The sequence below is a fragment of the Photobacterium makurazakiensis genome, from assembly GCF_050336715.1.
In the GTDB taxonomy this organism is placed as follows: domain Bacteria; phylum Pseudomonadota; class Gammaproteobacteria; order Enterobacterales; family Vibrionaceae; genus Photobacterium; species Photobacterium makurazakiensis.
On record NZ_JAKJSJ010000050.1, the window covers coordinates 1 to 17,999 of the forward strand.

15 protein-coding genes and 1 rRNA gene are annotated in these 17,999 nt (G+C 43.8%); 5 read left to right on the forward strand and 11 right to left on the reverse strand.

The genetic code is table 11. The annotated features are described in order from the left end of the window. The 6 genes from L4D09_RS20470 to cysG form a co-directional block, all read right to left on the reverse strand. Positions 1-128: ribosomal RNA gene (locus L4D09_RS20470) — 16S ribosomal RNA — on the reverse strand; the annotation flags it as partial. A gap of 981 nt (positions 129-1,109) precedes the next feature. Beyond that, the gene (gene cysC / locus L4D09_RS20475) at positions 1,110-1,730 is read right to left on the reverse strand and encodes an adenylyl-sulfate kinase (protein ID WP_428459387.1); all 621 of its coding nucleotides are present in this window, start codon (positions 1,728-1,730) and stop codon (positions 1,110-1,112) included. A gap of 24 nt (positions 1,731-1,754) precedes the next feature. Beyond that, a complete protein-coding gene (locus L4D09_RS20480) occupies positions 1,755-3,482 on the reverse strand; it encodes an SLC13 family permease (RefSeq protein WP_428459388.1) in 1,728 nt (575 codons plus the stop codon). 5 nt (positions 3,483-3,487) lie between these two features. Beyond that, positions 3,488-4,918, reverse strand: coding sequence for a sulfate adenylyltransferase subunit CysN (cysN, locus tag L4D09_RS20485; protein WP_428459389.1), 1,431 nt, complete (start codon positions 4,916-4,918; stop codon positions 3,488-3,490). Positions 4,919-4,928: 10 nt separating this feature from the next. Further along, positions 4,929-5,837: a sulfate adenylyltransferase subunit CysD gene (gene cysD / locus L4D09_RS20490; RefSeq protein ID WP_428459390.1), complete on the reverse strand. Its 909-nt coding sequence runs from the start codon at positions 5,835-5,837 to the stop codon at positions 4,929-4,931. 13 nt (positions 5,838-5,850) lie between these two features. Continuing rightward, on the reverse strand, positions 5,851-7,272 hold the full coding sequence (gene cysG / locus L4D09_RS20495; protein WP_428459391.1) for a siroheme synthase CysG: 1,422 nt from the start codon (positions 7,270-7,272) through the stop codon (positions 5,851-5,853). A gap of 414 nt (positions 7,273-7,686) precedes the next feature. Here cysG and L4D09_RS20500 point away from each other — a divergent pair, with 414 nt between their 5' ends. The 3 genes from L4D09_RS20500 (at position 7,687) to L4D09_RS20510 (ending at position 10,893) form a co-directional block, all read left to right on the forward strand. Continuing rightward, positions 7,687-9,648: a bifunctional 2',3'-cyclic-nucleotide 2'-phosphodiesterase/3'-nucleotidase gene (locus tag L4D09_RS20500; protein ID WP_428459392.1), complete on the forward strand. Its 1,962-nt coding sequence runs from the start codon at positions 7,687-7,689 to the stop codon at positions 9,646-9,648. Between the two features lie 101 nt (positions 9,649-9,749). After that, the gene (locus tag L4D09_RS20505) at positions 9,750-10,328 is read left to right on the forward strand and encodes a Crp/Fnr family transcriptional regulator (RefSeq protein ID WP_428459393.1); all 579 of its coding nucleotides are present in this window, start codon (positions 9,750-9,752) and stop codon (positions 10,326-10,328) included. A 91-nt stretch (positions 10,329-10,419) separates the two neighbouring features. Continuing rightward, positions 10,420-10,893 carry a GNAT family N-acetyltransferase gene (locus L4D09_RS20510; RefSeq protein WP_428459394.1) on the forward strand — a complete coding sequence of 158 codons (474 nt, stop codon included), beginning with the start codon at positions 10,420-10,422 and terminating at the stop codon, positions 10,891-10,893. A 45-nt stretch (positions 10,894-10,938) separates the two neighbouring features. Here L4D09_RS20510 and L4D09_RS20515 read toward each other — a convergent pair whose 3' ends face one another. Further along, a complete protein-coding gene (locus L4D09_RS20515; RefSeq protein WP_428459395.1) occupies positions 10,939-11,604 on the reverse strand; it encodes a LysM-like peptidoglycan-binding domain-containing protein in 666 nt (221 codons plus the stop codon). 120 nt (positions 11,605-11,724) lie between these two features. Between L4D09_RS20515 and bamJ the strand changes: the two genes are divergently transcribed. Both bamJ and L4D09_RS20525 read left to right on the forward strand, forming a co-directional pair. After that, positions 11,725-12,345, forward strand: coding sequence for a BamJ family beta-barrel-assembly machinery protein (gene bamJ / locus L4D09_RS20520; RefSeq protein WP_428459396.1), 621 nt, complete (start codon positions 11,725-11,727; stop codon positions 12,343-12,345). A 197-nt stretch (positions 12,346-12,542) separates the two neighbouring features. After that, a complete protein-coding gene (locus L4D09_RS20525) occupies positions 12,543-13,040 on the forward strand; it encodes a DUF2780 domain-containing protein (protein WP_428459397.1) in 498 nt (165 codons plus the stop codon). 204 nt (positions 13,041-13,244) lie between these two features. Here L4D09_RS20525 and L4D09_RS20530 read toward each other — a convergent pair whose 3' ends face one another. The 4 genes from L4D09_RS20530 to L4D09_RS20545 form a co-directional block, all read right to left on the reverse strand. After that, entirely contained in the window at positions 13,245-14,006 is a 762-nt protein-coding gene (locus L4D09_RS20530; RefSeq protein WP_428459398.1) for a phosphoadenylyl-sulfate reductase, read from the reverse strand. Further along, complete coding sequence (gene cysI / locus L4D09_RS20535) at positions 13,999-15,690, reverse strand: assimilatory sulfite reductase (NADPH) hemoprotein subunit (protein ID WP_428459399.1); 1,692 nt, start codon at positions 15,688-15,690, stop codon at positions 13,999-14,001. Before cysI ends, L4D09_RS20530 begins: the two co-directional genes overlap by 8 nt. Continuing rightward, entirely contained in the window at positions 15,690-17,501 is a 1,812-nt protein-coding gene (locus tag L4D09_RS20540; RefSeq protein ID WP_428459400.1) for an assimilatory sulfite reductase (NADPH) flavoprotein subunit, read from the reverse strand. The genes cysI and L4D09_RS20540 overlap by 1 nt, the downstream gene beginning before the upstream one ends. 196 nt (positions 17,502-17,697) lie before the next feature. Beyond that, positions 17,698-17,931, reverse strand: a complete 234-nt coding sequence (locus L4D09_RS20545) for a thymidylate kinase (RefSeq protein ID WP_428459401.1) — start codon at positions 17,929-17,931, stop codon at positions 17,698-17,700. Positions 17,932-17,999 lie beyond the last annotated feature (68 nt).

A 17,999-nucleotide genomic window follows, 5' to 3' on the forward strand; every position in this document is an offset into this window, starting at 1 on the left:
ACTCACCCGTCCGCCGCTCGCCGCCCAACAACGCCCCCGAAGGATTGTTGTTGTCGCTGCCGCTCGACTTGCATGTGTTAGGCCTGCCGCCAGCGTTCAATCTGAGCCATGATCAAACTCTTCAATTAGAATTTTTGTGGTCTCTCGACCGGCTCAACGAATACTGATTGAACATCAATAACTAGAAGCTAGTCATGACATTCGAATTGACTGTGCCAAAGTTTCGTTATCTACAAGARATAGCGTCACCTTGTATTGGTCACTCAGTTCATTGATAAATCTTTTGACTTAACTTTTTCACGAGTGCCCACACAGATTGCATGGTCAAATTGTTAAAGAACATTGACTCAGCACACCGTGCTGGTCGAGGTTGCACATCTTACACTGCAAACCTTTTATGTCAACAAAATTTTGAAATGTTTTTTTCAAAACCCTTATTTGACAAGACCCGAATAAAGTAAAGTGTGTTTTTCAACACATTAGGCATTACATTTAAACGAGAGCGGCAATACTAAACATTTAAAAAGCTGAGTCAAGCTAATTTTCAATTCAAAAGTCATAGAACCGATTAACCAACAAGTTATACACAGCTTGTAAATAACTTACTAAAGCCAGAGTATCTGCTGGTGTGGCGGCATTATAGAGAACCCCTCGCTTGAGGCAATACTTTTATTGTGATTTATTACCGACTGCAGACAATTACAGCATAAAAGCCATAAAAACCACAAAAAAGGCACGTTGAAGATAATCTAAAGCAATTATGAGGGTTATTTTCAGCTTTGATTCATAAGAATAGACAAGATAATGAGATGAAGTGAACAAAATATGCGACAAGCTTATAAATAGCATTGCCGCAAGCGTGTTTATCCAAATCACTATATAGAAGGATCAACCGTGGTTGTAAGTTAGAGCCACAACTGAGAGCGCCACTCAGCGATAACGCTTTCGGCAATAAGGTAACAGCTTGACGAGGTGCCAACTTGAATCAACGAATGCTATCAGGTCGATAGCCTATTATAGACACGTTAGTTATTCATGCTCACGCCACCAGCTTGTGAAGTAACTAAGTTTATTGATTCAAGCAACTCATTAATACCTCACCCTTTCGATTAACGAATAATACCCTGTTCTTTCATAGCACCTAAACACTGCGAGACTAACTCATCAATGGTTGCACTTCCTGCTGACAAGTGGATCTCGGGGTTAACTGGCTTCTCATATTCAGAATCAATACCTGTAAAGTGCTTGATCTCGCCCGCCCGTGCTTTCTTATACAATCCTTTAGGATCCCGTTTTTCGCATTCCTCTAAAGGCGTATCAACAAAGACCTCTATAAACTCTTCAGAAGGCAGCATATCGCGTACCAGTTTTCTTTCTTGTCGATGAGGTGAAATAAATGCACTAAGTACAATAAGGCCAGCATCTGTCATTAACTTCGCCACTTCACCAATTCGACGAATATTCTCACGTCGGTCCTCGGCAGAGAAGCCAAGATCTTGACAAAGACCATGACGTACATTGTCACCGTCAAGCAGGTACGTATGGTAACCCAACTGCGATAAACGTGATTCTAGTGCCCCCGCAACCGTCGATTTACCAGCGCCACTTAAGCCTGTAAACCACAAAACACAAGGTTGCTGTTTTTTCTGTTCAGACCTAAAACCTTTATCAACCAAATAAGAATGCCAAACAACGTTTTCACTCTGCTTAGGCTCAACAACCGAGGACATAATCAACTCCATTTGTATCAATATTTAAAAAGGAAATAACATTGGGATCAAAGTAAGAACAACCATTGAATAGACACACGATATAGGGAGCCCAACTCTTAGGTAATCTTTCAACTTATAATTGCCTACGCTGTACACAAGCAGGTTTGTTTGATAACCATAAGGTGATATAAAACTAGCACTTGCTCCAAACAAAATAGCCATAATAAATGGCATAGGATCTACGCCATAACTAATTGCTAAGCTATAAGCGATAGGAAAGGAAAGTGCCGCTGCTGCATTATTAGTGACCAGCTCTGTCAAAACTAAGGTTAAGAAGTAAACTGCAACCAGTGCACCGTATATACCTAATCCATTAAATGAGGTCATTAGCATTTCCCCCATCCGCGCTGACAAACCGCTTGATAGCATTAATTGAGCAAGGCTCAATGCAGAACCAACGATAACAACGATATCAACAGGAAAGCGTCGCCTTAATTCGGCAAAAGAAATAGTTCCAGTGAAAATTAAAAGTAATAAATAAGCAGCTAAACCTTTTATAATTGGAAATAGCTCAAACAATGAACCTACGATAACTGCCGCAAAGCCCAGCAGCACAGCCATGCTTTTACAACGATCAAGCTTTGCACTTGAATCAAGACCATTAACAAGTACAAATTCTCTATTTAATTGCTGTTTTTTCTGATTGAATTCTTTGCCAGGAACAATAACAAGTGTATCTCCCGCGTGCAGTTCGATGTTCCCCAAGCCACCAGCTAGTCGTTCATGTCCTCGTCTTATCGCAACAACAACGGCATCAAAACGTTCTCTAAATTTCACATTTTTTAATGTCTGGCCTCTAATACCTGCAGACTGACTAACAATAACTTCTAGCATGGACTGACCATTCAAGTGATGTTGGCCAAACAGCGTCAATCCGTTAATTTCTTGAAGCGTTGTAACGCTTTCAACATCCCCACAAAATAATAATCTATCACCAGCAATTAACTGGGTGTCAGGGCAAACAGGAGCAATTGTTTGTCCATCACGAATCACTTCAGCCAAAAACAGGCGGCGTAGGGCTCTCAATCCATTCTCTGCAATCGTTTTTCCTACCAATGTAGAGCCAACTTCAACTTTAGCTTCAAGAAAATACGGCAAGTCATCTTGGCTACTATCATCATAAACAGGCAATAGGTAGCTTAGTGGGATTAAAATAAGTAGACCAATCACCAATACAGCTAAGCCAATGGTCGTTGGCGCAAAAAAGCCTAGGCTTGGTAAACCCGCATCTTCAACAAAGCTGTTGATGATCAGGTTGGTTGAGGTACCAATTAATGTCAGCGTACCACCTAGAATTGCAGCATAAGATAAAGGAATAAGTAGACGTGAGGGCGCATGCCTTTGATTACGCTTAATCGCACCAATCAATGACACAACAACAGCGGTGTTATTCGTAAATGACGATAGAAAAGCGGTTGATAGCCCTAACTTAGCAACCACCGTTGACTGTCCTCCTTGCGAAATCTGTCTTCCTACCCAACTAATCAAGCGTGTCTTTTCTAAGGCAATAGAAACAAGGATTAGTAGCACTAACGTCAATAGTGATGAATTCGTGAAGTTACCGGCTAAAGTCGGCAAATCAATCATTCCAACCTGAAATCCAACAAATGCAGCACCAGCAAATAAATATGGCGCTTTAATTTTTGTTGTAATTAAACAGGTTATGATCACCATTAACATGGCAAGAACCATTCCTTGTTCCCATTCCATCATATCTACCCTAGCAACTTACTGACATCCTTCGCTTCCCAATGAGGGAAATGCTTCCGGATGAGTGCATTGAGTTCAACTTCAAAAGAAGCTGTTGGTTCTTGTGCTATTGGTTGCTCTGCTGCCAATGCCTCTCGGATCATCCCAGCCCCAACGGTGACATTACTCAGTCTATCGATAACAATAAAACCCCCGGTATCAGGGCAATCTTGGTATGAATCAACAGCAATATTTTCTGTAAGTGCAACCTCGCAAAGTCCAATACCATTCAATGGGAGGCTATCAACTTTGAACGTCTCTAAATTATTGATATCGACTTGGTGTCGGATTGCCTGCACACTACCGACAGTCTTCTTACCCGCTACCTTAATATCATATTGACGACCAACCTCTAATGGTGCCTCTGCCATCCATACAATATCAGCGAGTAATTGATTACTTAATGGTACCGTAGCATCGCCTGCGACTAAGGTATCACCGCGGCTAACATCAATTTCATCAGTAAGGGTTAAAGTAATAGCCTGGCCTGCAAACGCCGTTGGTAGATCACCATCGAATGTCACAATACGCTCAACGTTAGAAGACTTACCTGAAGGCAAAGCCGTGATGGTATCTCCGACATTAATGGCACCTGACGCAATCGTGCCAGCAAACCCTCTGAAATCGAGATTTGGTCGGTTGACATACTGCACAGGTAAACGGAAGTCACCACCTTGTTTATCATGGCTAATATCGACTGATTCTAATAATGACAGTAATGACTCACCATGGTACCAAGGTGTCTGCTCACTCATATCAACGACGTTATCACCATCTAATGCCGAAAGAGGCACCAGTTTAATATCTAGTGAAGGGTTTAACTTCTCAGCAAAGGCAAGGTACTCATCGCGGATCGTTTCAAACCGCTCTTGCTCAAACCCTACTAAATCCATTTTATTGATTGCTACAATAAAGTGGCGGATCCCTAACAAACTCGCGATGAAAGAATGTCGACGAGTCTGGTCGAGTACCCCTTTTCTCGCATCGATTAAGATAACAGCAACATCACACGTTGATGCACCTGTTGCCATATTCCGAGTGTACTGTTCATGCCCTGGGGTATCAGCAATAATAAATTTACGCTGCTTAGTCGAAAAATAACGATAAGCCACATCAATAGTAATACCTTGCTCTCGTTCAGCCTGTAGCCCATCAACTAACAAAGCAAGATCTGGCTTATCACCCGTTGTTCCCACTTTTTGGCTATCGGCATGTATCGCAGCTAACTGATCTTCATAAATTTGTTGGGAGTCATGCAGCAAACGACCAATCAATGTACTTTTACCATCATCGACCGAGCCGCACGTTAAAAAACGTAATAGGGACTTATGTTGATGCTGGTCAAGGTAGCCTTCTATACCTAACTCAGCCACTTGCTGTTCAATTGCACTGTTCATATTTCTCTCCTTAGAAGTATCCCTGACGTTTTTTAAGCTCCATTGAACCCGACTGGTCGTGATCTATCGCTCGTCCCTGACGCTCACTGGATGTCGCGACTAACATCTCTTCAATGATCCCTGTAAGGGTGTTGGCTTCAGATTCAATCGCACCAGTCAGTGGATAACAGCCTAAGGTGCGAAAACGGACACTCTTGTGTTCAATTTTTTCACCTGGCTTAAGCTCCATTCGTTCATCGTCAACCATTATCAACATGCCATCACGATCGACCACTGGACGTACGTCAGATAAATAAAGAGGTACGATATCAATCTCTTCAAGGTAGATGTATTGCCAAATATCTAACTCCGTCCAATTCGAAAGCGGGAAAACACGAATGCTTTCACCTTTATTTATTTGGCCGTTATACGTTTTCCAAAGTTCAGGTCGTTGATTCTTAGGATCCCAAGTATGGTTTTGGTCGCGGAATGAATAGACACGCTCTTTCGCTCGGGATTTCTCTTCATCACGCCGAGCACCACCAAACGCAGCATCAAAACCATAATGATCCAATGCTTGCTTTAGTCCTTGTGTTTTCATGATATCGGTATGCTTGGATGAACCATGTTTAAATGGGCTAATCCCCATCGCTAACCCTTCGGGATTTTTATGTACTAGTAAATCAAAGCCATATTTCTCTGCTGCTCGATCACGAAATTCAATCATTTCGCGAAATTTCCAATCCGTATCGACATGTAACAATGGAAAAGGAATTTTTCCCGGGTAAAACGCCTTGCGTGCTAAGTGCAGCATCACCGAGGAGTCTTTACCAATTGAGTACATCATCACAGGGTTATCAAACTCCGCGGCAACTTCACGGATAATATGAATACTTTCTGCTTCAAGTTGCTTTAGGTGGGTTAGTCGTTTCGGGTCCATTATTCTCTCCATACTAAGCCAGCTTCACGACAGACTGTTTATCAGTACTGTTATGCAAATGCTGTTCCTGTTGTCCGAACCAATGTAGTTTTTCTGAAAGAGTGACAACCTCACCCACAACAATTAATGAAGGAGAAGAGGCTTGTTGTGCTAATTCTGCCAGTTCATGGAGCTGGCCTTTGAATACTTTCTGAGAAGGCTGACTACCACGTTCAATGATAGCGATAGGCGTGCTCTCTGCACGTCCATGTGTAATCAACTGTAGTTGAATCTCTGAAGAATTCATCAACCCCATATAAATAACGAGCGTTTGGTTGCCTCGTGCGAGAGTCGACCAGTCCAGCGCGCTGCCATCAGGTTTTAGGTGCCCCGTAATAAACATTGCTGTCTGAGCATAATCACGATGCGTGAGTGGGATACCAGCATAAGCAGTCGCCCCAGCAGCGGCAGTGATACCCGGCACGACTTGAAAAGGAATTCCTTCATCGAACAACACTTCAAGTTCTTCACCACCACGTCCAAATACGAATGGGTCACCCCCTTTTAAACGCACAACACGCTTACCTTGCGATGCATATTGCACAATCAGCTTATTAGTTTGCTCTTGGGGGACACTATGAAAGCCTGCTTTTTTCCCGACGCACACTAATTCAGCATCACGTCGAACTAAAGCCATCACATCGTCAGACACTAAATAGTCATATAGCACCACATCAGCTTGCTGCATCAGCTGTAATGCTCTTAATGTTAATAAGCCTGCATCACCAGGGCCTGCACCAATTAACGCGACTTCCCCAGTGTTTTCCACACCATTAGATAATTGCTCTAACTCTTGCCTGGCAGCCAGTTCCTGTCCAGAGGCAACTAATGATGCAAAACGACCAGAGAAAGCTTGCTCCCAGAAACGACGGCGAGCGGAGAAAGAAGTGATTTTGGATGCTAGACGAGCACGAAAGTTGCCTGCAATTGTTGCCATCTTGCCTAGGTGTTGAGGCAATAAAGCTTCAAGCTGCTCTCTAACCAAGCGAGCCAAAACTGGCGCTTTACCTGACGATGAAACCGCAACAATAATAGGAGAGCGATCAATAATAGAAGGTACGATGAAGCTACAACGCTGCGTATCATCAACGACATTCACCAACACTTGACGCTGGTTAGCAGATTGATACACCAATGCATTAATCGCTTTACGTTCTGTCGCGGCAATTGCTAGAAAGATGCCATCAAGATCGGTAGGTGAGAATTCAGTGCCAATAAACGTCACTCGCGCATCATCTATTGCGAGTTGAAATTCAGGCGAAAAGCTGTCTGCAATCACCCTGACATCGGCACCAGCATTTAACAACATTCGAGTTTTACGCCAAGCGATATCATTCCCGCCAACAACCAAGCATGGGCGTCGCTTTAAGTCTGCAAATATTGGCAAATATTCCATTTATCAGTGCACCTACAATTCCGTAATGGATGAACTATAGTGGCGAGGGAATATTACCTGAAATTCTAAAACTTCATTTTTTATTCCAAAAAGTTTGTCTGGATGATGTTTTTTGTTTCAATTTCTCATACTTCACAAAAAACGGCCTGATTTGAGTTAAAAAAAGCTCTTTTTCACGATAACACTCAACTCAACGCCGCTTAGATAGACCCATTTCACTTAAGTTATGCTTTTTTCGTCTACCTTTATGAACAATAGCGACCAGTATAGAAAAGAGACAAGCTGCACAAACCCACATCTTTAAAAGCAAAAAAACGAGAGTCCAAGCACACTAAAATCAATATAATGCGTAACAAACATCGCATTTTTGTTACCTTATGCACACTTCCTGTATCTATCAACGTGGAGAAAAACATGACGTTATCAGCCAAGCCATTATCGCTAGCGATTTTGGGCGGCATGCTAGCCATCGCGGGCCCAGCAACTGCAGACACCATTAAGCTTCGTATTCTTGAAACCACTGACATTCATACTAATGTCATGGATTACGATTACTACAAAGATAAGCCAACACTGAAAACTGGCTTGGTACGAACTGCGACCCTAGTAAAGCAAGCACAATCTGAGGTCATTAATAGCATCTTGGTTGATAATGGTGATTTGATCCAAGGTAGCCCTATGGGTGACTACATGGCAGCCAAAGGGCTTGAAAGTGGCGATATCCATCCCGTATATAAAGCCATGAACCAACTTGGTTATGATGCAGGTAACATCGGCAACCATGAGTTCAACTATGGGTTAGAGTTTTTAGACAAGGCCATTGCAGGGGCAAACTTCCCTTATATCAACTCGAATGTTTACGATGCCAAAACAGGGAAATCACTATTTAAGCCATACCTGGTCAAAACGCACATCTTTAAAGACACCGATGGTGCAGAACACGAAGTTAAAGTGGGCTACATCGGCTTCGTTCCACCTCAAATATTAATCTGGGATAAGAAGCACCTTGAAGGAAAAGTAAAAGCAGAAGACATTAAAAAGTCAGCTGAAAAATACGTTCCTCAAATGAAAGCCGAAGGTGCTGATATCATTGTTGCTATCCCGCACTCCGGAATCTCCACGGATCCATATAAAGCAATGGCTGAAAACTCAGTGTATTACCTCACGGAAGTAGACGGCATTGACGCTATCGCCTTTGGTCATTCACATGCAGTATTCCCGAGCCAGAGCTTTGCCAATCTGCCCAATACTGACGTAGAAAAAGGCACAATCAATGGTATCCCAGCAGTAATGCCAGGCCGCTGGGGCGATCACCTAGGGGTAATGGATCTTGTTCTAAAACAAAACGGTGATGAATGGACGGTAACAAGCGCGCAAACCGAAGCTCGTCCGATATTTGATGTTGAAAATAACAAATCTTTAGTCGACGCTGACGAGAAAATGGTTGCAGCCGTACAAGCCGATCACAAAGGCACACGTGAATTTGTGAATCAACCACTAGGTAAAGCCAGCGATGTAATGTATAGCTTCCTAGCGCTAGTACAAGATGATCCAACAGTGCAAATTGTTAGCCTTGCACAAAAAGATTACGTTGAACGCTTCATTCAAGGCGATCCCGATCTTGATGGTATACCTGTTCTATCGGCTGCCGCCCCATTTAAAGCAGGTGGTCGTGGTAACGATCCGACAAACTTTACCGAGGTAGAGTCTGGACAGTTAACCTTCCGTAATGCCGCGGATCTGTACCTTTACCCAAATACCCTTGTGGCAATGAAAGTCACAGGTAAAGACGTGAAGAACTGGTTGGAATGCTCTGCGGGTCAATTCAATCAAATTGATCTAAACAGCACTGAACAACAAGGCCTAATCAACTGGGATGGTTTCCGTACCTATAACTTCGACGTTATTGATGGTGTGAATTACAACATTGATGTGTCACAACCCGCTCGTTTTGATGGTGATTGTAAGCTAATTAATGATAAAGCTGAGCGAATCCAAGATCTCACATTCAATGGTAAACCCGTTACAGACGATCAACCTTTTATCGTAGCAACCAACAACTACCGTGCTTACAGCGGTAAATTCCCAGGAACCGGTGAAGACTTTATTGCCTTCGCATCACCAGATGAAAACCGTACCGTTGTTGCCGATTACATTACACGTATAAGCAAAGAAGAAGGCCAAGTAGTACCAAGCGCTGATAACAACTGGCGTTTTGCTCCATTGAAGAGTGATAAGCAGTTAAACATCACTTTCGAAACCTCGCCAAGTGAAAAAGCTGCTGCCTTTATAAAAGAGAAGGCACAATACCCAATGGAAAAAGTCACAACGGATAAAGTCGGCTTTGCCATTTACCGTATTGATCTTCAGAAGTAATTCACTTCAGCTATCTTGAATGTAGAAACAGATACCGCAGCATCAGCTGCGGTATTTTTTTGATATGCTCTTAGTAACGTCAGGCAACCAATCACAATGTTATGAAATCTGAACTCGCAACATTTTTGCATCAGCACGGTGCGACAGAACCTCTTATCGAGCAAGCACTCGCTGCGGCTGAACAGCTAGAATTACCCACTCGGCATATTTTACTCAATCAAGGTGAACAACCCGAATATTGCTACTTTTTGCTTGAGGGTATTTGCCACGCTTGTTACCTCACGCCTGAAGGTAAACAATTTAGCAAAGAATTCTATTGGGATCAGGATGTATTAATTGGTTTTGAAAGCCTACTCACCAATACGCCCTCTCCTTTTTTACTTGAAACATTAAGTGCCAGTAAGCTTGTTGCCTTACCCATTGAGCTTGTTGAGCAATGGCGGTGTCATCGAGAAACCCTCTACCTCAACCTACTTGAACGTCAATTACAATTTAAAGAACACAAAGAGCGGTTTATGCTGACCCATAGCCCAGAAGAGCGATTCGCATTGTTCACCAATAGCTTTCCGGAACTGATTGAGCGACTCGCCGACTACCAAATCGCGTCATACCTAGGAGTCACCTCTACCAGTTTGAGTCGTATCAAAAAGCGCCAAACCCTCGATGAAAACAACGAATAATATTTACTCTTGCCTTTTGTTAATGCAGAAGGCAATTTAAATACTTACTCTTGCATGACTAATTCACACTACTTCAGTTCAGGAGAGTTCAATGCAATGGCAATGCCTCACGTTTGAGCAACTTAACACCCACCAGCTATATCAACTACTCAAGCTTCGTTCCGATGTATTCGTTGTTGAGCAAAACTGTGTCTATCCTGATATTGATAATCATGACTGCCATGCAGGTACTTATCACTTACTGGGTTATCAACAAGGTGAGTTGCTCGCATACCTACGCTTACTTCCCCCCGGGATCACCTATGCAGATGTCAGTATCGGACGGGTGCTTACCTCTCCCTCTGCGCGAGGAAACGGCATTGGCTACCAACTTTTAGAGCAAGGGCTTATTGAAGCAGAAAAGCACTGGCCTGAGCACAGTATAGAGATTGGCGCTCAATCGCACCTACAGCATTATTATCAGCGTTACGGGTTTACGGCCTGCTCCGAGGAATACCTTGAAGACGGGATCCCTCATATAGATATGCGACTCACTAAGCGTATTTCTTCACAAAAACAGGCATAAAAAAAGCCACGTAATGTGGCTTTTTTTAATCAGCTATTAGCTAAATTATTGGCTTCGAGCAAAGCTGCCATCTGAACGACGGAAGAACATCACAGGCTCACCATTACGCCCTTCGATTTGCAATGCATCTAAATTACCTTTCGCCGTTTGCTTATAACGTAACAGCTGTCCCGCCTTTACTCGACTTAGCGGCTTATCATCACCTTCAATCGCAGCAACGGCGTAAAGATCGGTCAGCGGTAATGCATTTTTACGGAAAATATTGGCGAGAGTCTCACCTTTTTGCACCTTAACTTGTTCCCACTCAGTACGCTGGGGCTGTGCAGGTGCCTGCTTAACCACTTCTTGCTTCGGCTGTTGCACTGATCGTGACGGGGAGATTGGTTCCGGACGTTCTCCAACCTCAACAACATTCACTTCAGGTTGCTGGTTTCCACTAAGATCGAGTACCAGTTCACGTCGAACCGTATCGCTTGTCGCCCCACTCGGTAAAGGAGGGCTCGCTGGTAACAGCATAAGGAGCCCCATGACAGGGATCAATACCGTCAGAGCACGGCGGTGCAACTTTGGTAACTGACGCCATTTAGATTCAAGTGGTGCCAGTTTTACGCGTAAATTAGATCCGACCTGTTTCAACGTCGCCTTATCAAAGGTAAGACGAGGAAACGTAAATTCTCTTTTTTTCTTTAAACGGCGTTTGGCCTGTCCCATAAATACACTCCAGCGCTTTCCTACTCACGCAATCAAACAACATCTTGCCACAAAAGTTTACCCTAAGGGGGTGAAACTGTTATCCTTCCTGCTTTATTTACTCTAATTAAGAGATGACACATGTCTGACGTTAAACTAGATACAGTTGAAACTAAAGCAAGCTACGGTATCGGTCTACAAATGGGCCAACAGCTAGCACAAAGCGGTCTTGAAGGCCTTAACGTTGCTGCTATCGCAAAAGGTATCGCGACTTCTCTAACTGGCGACATGCCTGAAATCGAAGTTGACGACATCAACAACGCACTTCGCGATCTACACACTCGCGCAGAAGCAGCTCGTCAAGAACAAGCTCAAGCGGCATCAGCTGACGGCGAAGCATTTCTAAAAGACAATGCACTACGCTCTGAAGTAACTGTAACTGAATCTGGTCTACAGTACGAAGTTCTTGTTGAAGGTAACGGTGAAATTCCATCTTCAGACAAGCAAGTACGTGTTCACTACCACGGCGAACTAACAGACGGTACTGTTTTCGACAGCTCTGTATCTCGTGGTCAACCTGCTGAGTTCCCAGTAACTGGCGTTATCGCAGGTTGGGTTGAAGCTCTACAAATGATGCCTGTTGGCTCTAAGTGGAAGCTTTACATCCCACAAGACCTAGCATACGGCGAGCGCGGCGCAGGTGCTGCAATCCCTCCATATGCTGCTCTAGTATTCGAAGTTGAACTACTAGACATCCTTTAATCGTATTGCGATTATCGGTAAAAACGGTGCTTCGGCACCGTTTTTTGTTCTCTCTCCCAGCCATCTTACCAACACCATCGCGACAGCTTTCTAATTTTTTTGTGTTTTTGTTATTCTTTTGGCATCTACGCCGCATTCCTAACTAGACTGAATATATAGCAAGCCTTATTGCTCTATATCATTCAAGGAGGATTTTGATGGCAAACTCATCACCCTGGCGTCAGCGCTTTCTACTCACAACCACACTCGTCACGTTACTGGCAATGCCAGCAACCAGTGCAGCATTCAGTTTATCGGATCTCTTCGGGGGAGATGATGAGACCCCAGCCGAAACTAAAGCAAATAATCCATTAACCGATCTACTCAGCAGCCAACTTGGCGTTAGTCCAGAGCAAGCAACTGGTGGTGCAGGAGCTCTACTTTCAATTGCATCAAGCCAACTTAGCGGAGATCAAGCTTCTGAATTAGCCAAAATAATCCCTGGAGCTGATGCGCTTGCAGATAGCTTACCCCCAGGTATGGGTAGCTTACTTGGCAATATGGACACCATCAATCAAGTGTTTGGTGCGCTGGGCATGGATGCCAGTATGGTTAGCCAATTCATTCCTGTTGTTATGCAATTTCTTGGCGATCAAGGAGCAAGTGCAGGCCTGATGGAAAGCCTTGGTAATGTGTGGAACCCCACAACCAATTAAGGCTTTCACCGATACTGGTAGGTACATAACGACCCCATACCTCAGTAGGTTCATTTTTTCGCAGAAATGTAGCGTATGAATCAAGGTCATCTGTCATCACTCTGTGAATTTATGGCATTACAGCATCAACTATCTATCAATAAAAAACGCCTTATCAATAAATGATAAGGCGTTTTACTTTAAGGCCTCGCAAAGTAGGAAAGACTAGATCCCAGAACCGTCCGACTCGGCATCACTTTCATGTAAACCACACTCTCGCTTCAGACCAAAGAACCGTGTTTCTTCTTCTGTCATCCCTGGCTCCCATTTCTTAGTGGTATGAATGTCTCCCACCGATAAATAGCCCAACTCTTTTAGTGGATGGTAAGGTAAGCCATGAGCGACTAAGTAAGCATCTATCTGCTCGTTACTCCAATCTATCAATGGTAAAAATTTAAATTGACCATTTTGAATCGCGAGTACTGGCAACGTAGCCCGGCTTTCTGACTGCTCTCGGCGCAAACCTGAAAACCATGTTTCAACTGCAAGCTCATCGAATGCACGCCTCATCGGTTCAACTTTATTGAGTCGATTATACTGCTTAATACCAGTAAGCCCTTGCTCCCAAAGTCGGCCATAGCGCGCTTCTTGCCATTCAGGGCTTAATTCTGCCCGGTATACATGCAAATTAAGCGATAACTGATTAGTTAATAGGTCAATAAACTGGTAAGTTTCGGGAAAAAGGTAACCCGTATCTGTCAATATAACAGGCACATTTGCTTTCTCTTTCGTCACCATATGCAGCATAACAGCCGACTGGATGCCAAAACTTGATGCTAGAGCAAACTGTCCCGGCAAGTTTTCAAGAGCCCAACGAATACGCGCTTGTGCCGACATCACTTCAAGCTCAGCATTAATTTGAGCCAACTGTAAAATCTGCTCAACTTTATTTTGCGCTAATAACGTCGCAAGCGGCTCTTTAAGCATAAAAATCTCTCTTAGAAACCAATACTGGTTCAATAATGCCGGCACGAACGGTGAAATCCCCAAAATATTCACCAACTTCTCGCTCGTTCGACCAGCGTCCAATTAAGCTATCAATTTCTGACAGTATCTCGGCCACAGTAATGTTTTCTCTATACATCTTAGGAATACGGGTGCCGTTACGGTTACCCCCCAAGTGCAAGTTATAACGACCAGGCGCCTTACCAACCAACCCTACTTCTGCCAACATCGCTCGGCCACAACCATTCGGGCAACCAGTAACGCGTACTATGATATTTTCCTCAGCGGCTAAACCATGCTTAACCAAACGTTGTTCAATATCAGTAACAAAATCAGGTAAGAATCGCTCAGCTTCGGCCATTGCAAGTGGGCAAGTTGGTAACGATACACATGCCATGGAATTCTTTCGCTGCTCAGACACACCATCATCAATCAAACCGTGATCACGCGCGATCTTTTCGATCGTCGCTTTATCATCACTGTTAACACCTGCAATAATAATGTTCTGATTTGCCGTCATCCTAAAATCGCCAGTATGCACCTTTGCAATTTCTGCCATACCTGTTTTTAGAGGCTTATCGGGATAATCCAGTAGGCGACCATTTTCAATAAATAACGCTAAATGGTGCTTACCATCGATCCCATCAACCCAGCCAATACGATCGCCACGATCAGTAAACTCATAAGGGCGGCTCGACTCAAACTTAATACCGGCACGCTTTTCAACTTCTGCTTTGAAAACGTCGCTACCAACACGATCAAGCGTGTATTTGGTTTTAGCATTTTTACGGTTTGAACGATTACCCCAGTCACGCTGGGTAGTGACGACGGCTGCGGCGACATCTAACGTGTTCGCAAGCGGCACAAAACCAAAGTCATCGGCACGACGTGGATAAGTCGACTTATCACCGTGGGTCATCGCAAGACCACCACCAACCAAAACATTGAAGCCAACTAACTTGCCATCTTCCGCAATGGCAATAAAATTCAAGTCGTTAGCGTGAACGTCAACATCATTTTGTGGGGGGATGACTACCGTCGTTTTAAATTTACGCGGTAAGTAAGTACTGCCTAAAATCGGTTCTTCGTCAGTACTTTCTAACTTCTCACCATCAAGCCAAATTTCAGCATAAGCACGTGTTTTTGGCAGTAGGTGTTCACTGATCTTCTTCGCCCATTCATAAGCTTCTTGGTGCAATTCAGATTCAACAGGGTTCGTTGTACATAATACATTGCGATTTACATCACCAGCCGTCGCAATAGAGTCGATACCAATGCTGTTTAATGTTTGGTGCATCAATTTCACGTTTGGCTTAAGCACCCCATGAAACTGAAATGTCTGCCGAGTGGTCAACCTAATGCTGCCATACATGGTATGTTCTTCGGCAAACTTATCGATAGCCAACCATTGGGTTGGGGTGATCACCCCACCCGGCATACGCGCACGAAGCATGACATTATGTAACGGCTCTAACTTCTGTTTCGCTCGTTCAGCACGAATATCACGGTCATCCTGCTGGTACATGCCGTGAAAGCGGATTAACTGAAAATTATCTGCCGTAAATCCACCGGTAATTTTATCGCTTAGATCCTCAACAATCGAACCACGTAAAAAGTTACTTTCGCGTTTAAGGCGTTCGTTATCTGATAGTTTCTGTTCGCTCATTAGTACACATCCTTTTGATAACGCTTGCTCTTACGTAGATCGTTGAAGTATTGCTCTGCTTGCTCACGGCTGTATTGCCCTTGCTTTTCTGCAATGGTGAGCAGTGCATCGTGCACATCTTTAGCCATTCGATTAGCATCACCACAAACATATATATGTGCGCCATCTTGTAGCCATTGCCACACATCTGTTGCCTGCTTTAATAAGCGATGTTGCACATAAACTTTTTCTTTTTGATCGCGGCTAAATGCAACATCGAGCTGATTTAACACGCCTGATTTTAAGTATTTCTGCCATTCAACCTGATAAAGGAAATCTTCGGTGAAGGTTCGATCACCAAAAAATAGCCAGTTCTTTCCTGTTGCATCTCGGTTTTCGCGCTCTTGGACAAAAGCACGGAATGGAGCGATTCCGGTACCAGGGCCAATCATTATCACAGGAGTCGTATCATCTTCTGGCAATTTAAAATGCTTGTTATCTTCAACAAACACCTTCACGCTATCACCTTCTTCTAAGCGGTGAGATAAATAGCTCGATGCGCCGCCTTGACGAGGTTCACTGCCTTTCTCATACTCCACCAGACCGACAGTTAAGTGCACTTCCTCACCCACTTCTTCTTGGCTCGATGCAATAGAATATAATCGTGGAGTCAAACGTCTTAGCAAGCCAGTTAGTTGCTCAACATTTAGCTGAGTTTTCTTTTCCCCCAACACATCAATGATCTGAGTATTTGCGGAATATTCACGTAGCTTCTCTTTGTCAGCCACTAGTTTTTCTAGCTTTTTACTACCTGAGATTTCGGCAAAACGAGTCACCAACTGTGGATTCGCCGCAGTGATTTCATAACTGGTAATTAATGCCTGCAACAGTGGTGTTGCTACGCCATCAACCTCAACAGACTCTTCACCCGTTAAACCTACTTTGGCAACCAGCGCTTGAGCAAGTATTGGATCGTTGTCATACCAAACACCTAGTGCATCGCCGGGTTGATACGTTAGACCAGAACCTTCAAGGTCGATTTCAACATGGCGCACATCTTTACCAGAACGTCGTCCTGTGATTTTTTGGCTGACCAACAAGCTCGCTTCATAAGGCTTCTGCTTGCTATACGTCGATGCCGCTGCCTGACCAACAGGTAGCTGAACCACTTCGGCTTCATTGCCACCGATTGTCTCTGAAACTTTGTCTAACGCTTTAATGCGCCATTCGGCCGCAGATGCATCATAGTCAACATCACAATCTAAGCGCTCAAGCATCGGTGTTGCACCTAGCTTGGCAAGGTACGTATCAAAGTCTTTTGCTGTTTGGCAGAAAAATTCATAACTCGAATCGCCTAAACCAATCACGGCATACTGCAAGTTAGGTAACTTAGGTGCCTTTTTTGACTGTAAAAATTCATGCAATTCAATGGCATCATCAGGTGCTTCACCCTCACCATGCGTTGACGCCACAATGATCACATGGCTTTCTTTGGCGAGATTTTTGCCTTTGTAATCACTCGCAGCAAACAACTCAACAGCCACACCCGCCGCATCGGCTTCTTCTTTAAGAGCCTGTGCAACCCCTTTAGCATTACCGGTTTGTGATGCATAAATGATCACTAACTTACCTGCAGGGCGAGAAGCGACTGCAGCGACAGGTTGCTGATTAGGCTTAAGCTGATCAGAAGTCTGAGTTTGGCTTAGCCCCCAAAAATATCCACTAATCCACGCCATCTGTTGTGGCGAAAGCTCGGTAGTAGCCTGCTTAAGTTGATCAATTTGCTGATCATTTAGCGGGCTGGCCAAAGCTGAGAGTTCCTTTAGTAACATGACACGACGATCCCTATACATTGCGTACGGGTTAGATTAGCTACTGAATGAAATAACAAGAAAGAATAGATAAGAATGTTTTATAACTTTTGGTATGGATAGGCACAATGAGATCAAGGTATTTAGAGGAGAAAAAAGACAAAACTGGAGTACATAATGACTCCAGTTTAGAAACGACACACCTCATAAGGGGGAGTTAGAAGGTGTCTGCAATTCTTACTTGGTGAAAGCCGACCTCAAACGCCCGCTCCGTTGCTGTATCTATATCGTGATAGCACTTTTCACTACCCGCACCGTCTGTCAAAGGCACAAAGCCGCCCCGACGATGACGAAATTCCACGATCCAACCATTCGCCTGGATCGATGGCTCGATCACGGCTTCAACAATATCACTGGATGTATAAAGGTTCTGCAATTGAGTTAATGTCATAAGCCACTTCCCGATCGTCTTGCCCCTTTAAAAATGGTACAAAAAGTGAGAAACAGGCAACAAAAAAG

What these genes read in the sequence shown, in the direction of transcription:
- cysC (WP_428459387.1), bottom strand. Translation starts at nt 1,730, where the DNA reads ATGTCCTCGGTTGTTGAGCCTAAGCAGAGTGAAAACGTTGTTTGGCAT.
- L4D09_RS20480 (WP_428459388.1), bottom strand. Translation starts at nt 3,482, where the DNA reads ATGGAATGGGAACAAGGAATGGTTCTTGCCATGTTAATGGTGATCATA.
- cysN (WP_428459389.1), bottom strand. Translation starts at nt 4,918, where the DNA reads ATGAACAGTGCAATTGAACAGCAAGTGGCTGAGTTAGGTATAGAAGGC.
- cysD (WP_428459390.1), bottom strand. Translation starts at nt 5,837, where the DNA reads ATGGACCCGAAACGACTAACCCACCTAAAGCAACTTGAAGCAGAAAGT.
- cysG (WP_428459391.1), bottom strand. Translation starts at nt 7,272, where the DNA reads ATGGAATATTTGCCAATATTTGCAGACTTAAAGCGACGCCCATGCTTG.
- L4D09_RS20500 (WP_428459392.1), top strand. Translation starts at nt 7,687, where the DNA reads ATGACGTTATCAGCCAAGCCATTATCGCTAGCGATTTTGGGCGGCATG.
- L4D09_RS20505 (WP_428459393.1), top strand. Translation starts at nt 9,750, where the DNA reads ATGAAATCTGAACTCGCAACATTTTTGCATCAGCACGGTGCGACAGAA.
- L4D09_RS20510 (WP_428459394.1), top strand. Translation starts at nt 10,420, where the DNA reads ATGCAATGGCAATGCCTCACGTTTGAGCAACTTAACACCCACCAGCTA.
- L4D09_RS20515 (WP_428459395.1), bottom strand. Translation starts at nt 11,604, where the DNA reads ATGGGACAGGCCAAACGCCGTTTAAAGAAAAAAAGAGAATTTACGTTT.
- bamJ (WP_428459396.1), top strand. Translation starts at nt 11,725, where the DNA reads ATGTCTGACGTTAAACTAGATACAGTTGAAACTAAAGCAAGCTACGGT.
- L4D09_RS20525 (WP_428459397.1), top strand. Translation starts at nt 12,543, where the DNA reads ATGGCAAACTCATCACCCTGGCGTCAGCGCTTTCTACTCACAACCACA.
- L4D09_RS20530 (WP_428459398.1), bottom strand. Translation starts at nt 14,006, where the DNA reads ATGCTTAAAGAGCCGCTTGCGACGTTATTAGCGCAAAATAAAGTTGAG.
- cysI (WP_428459399.1), bottom strand. Translation starts at nt 15,690, where the DNA reads ATGAGCGAACAGAAACTATCAGATAACGAACGCCTTAAACGCGAAAGT.
- L4D09_RS20540 (WP_428459400.1), bottom strand. Translation starts at nt 17,501, where the DNA reads ATGTTACTAAAGGAACTCTCAGCTTTGGCCAGCCCGCTAAATGATCAG.
- L4D09_RS20545 (WP_428459401.1), bottom strand. Translation starts at nt 17,931, where the DNA reads ATGACATTAACTCAATTGCAGAACCTTTATACATCCAGTGATATTGTT.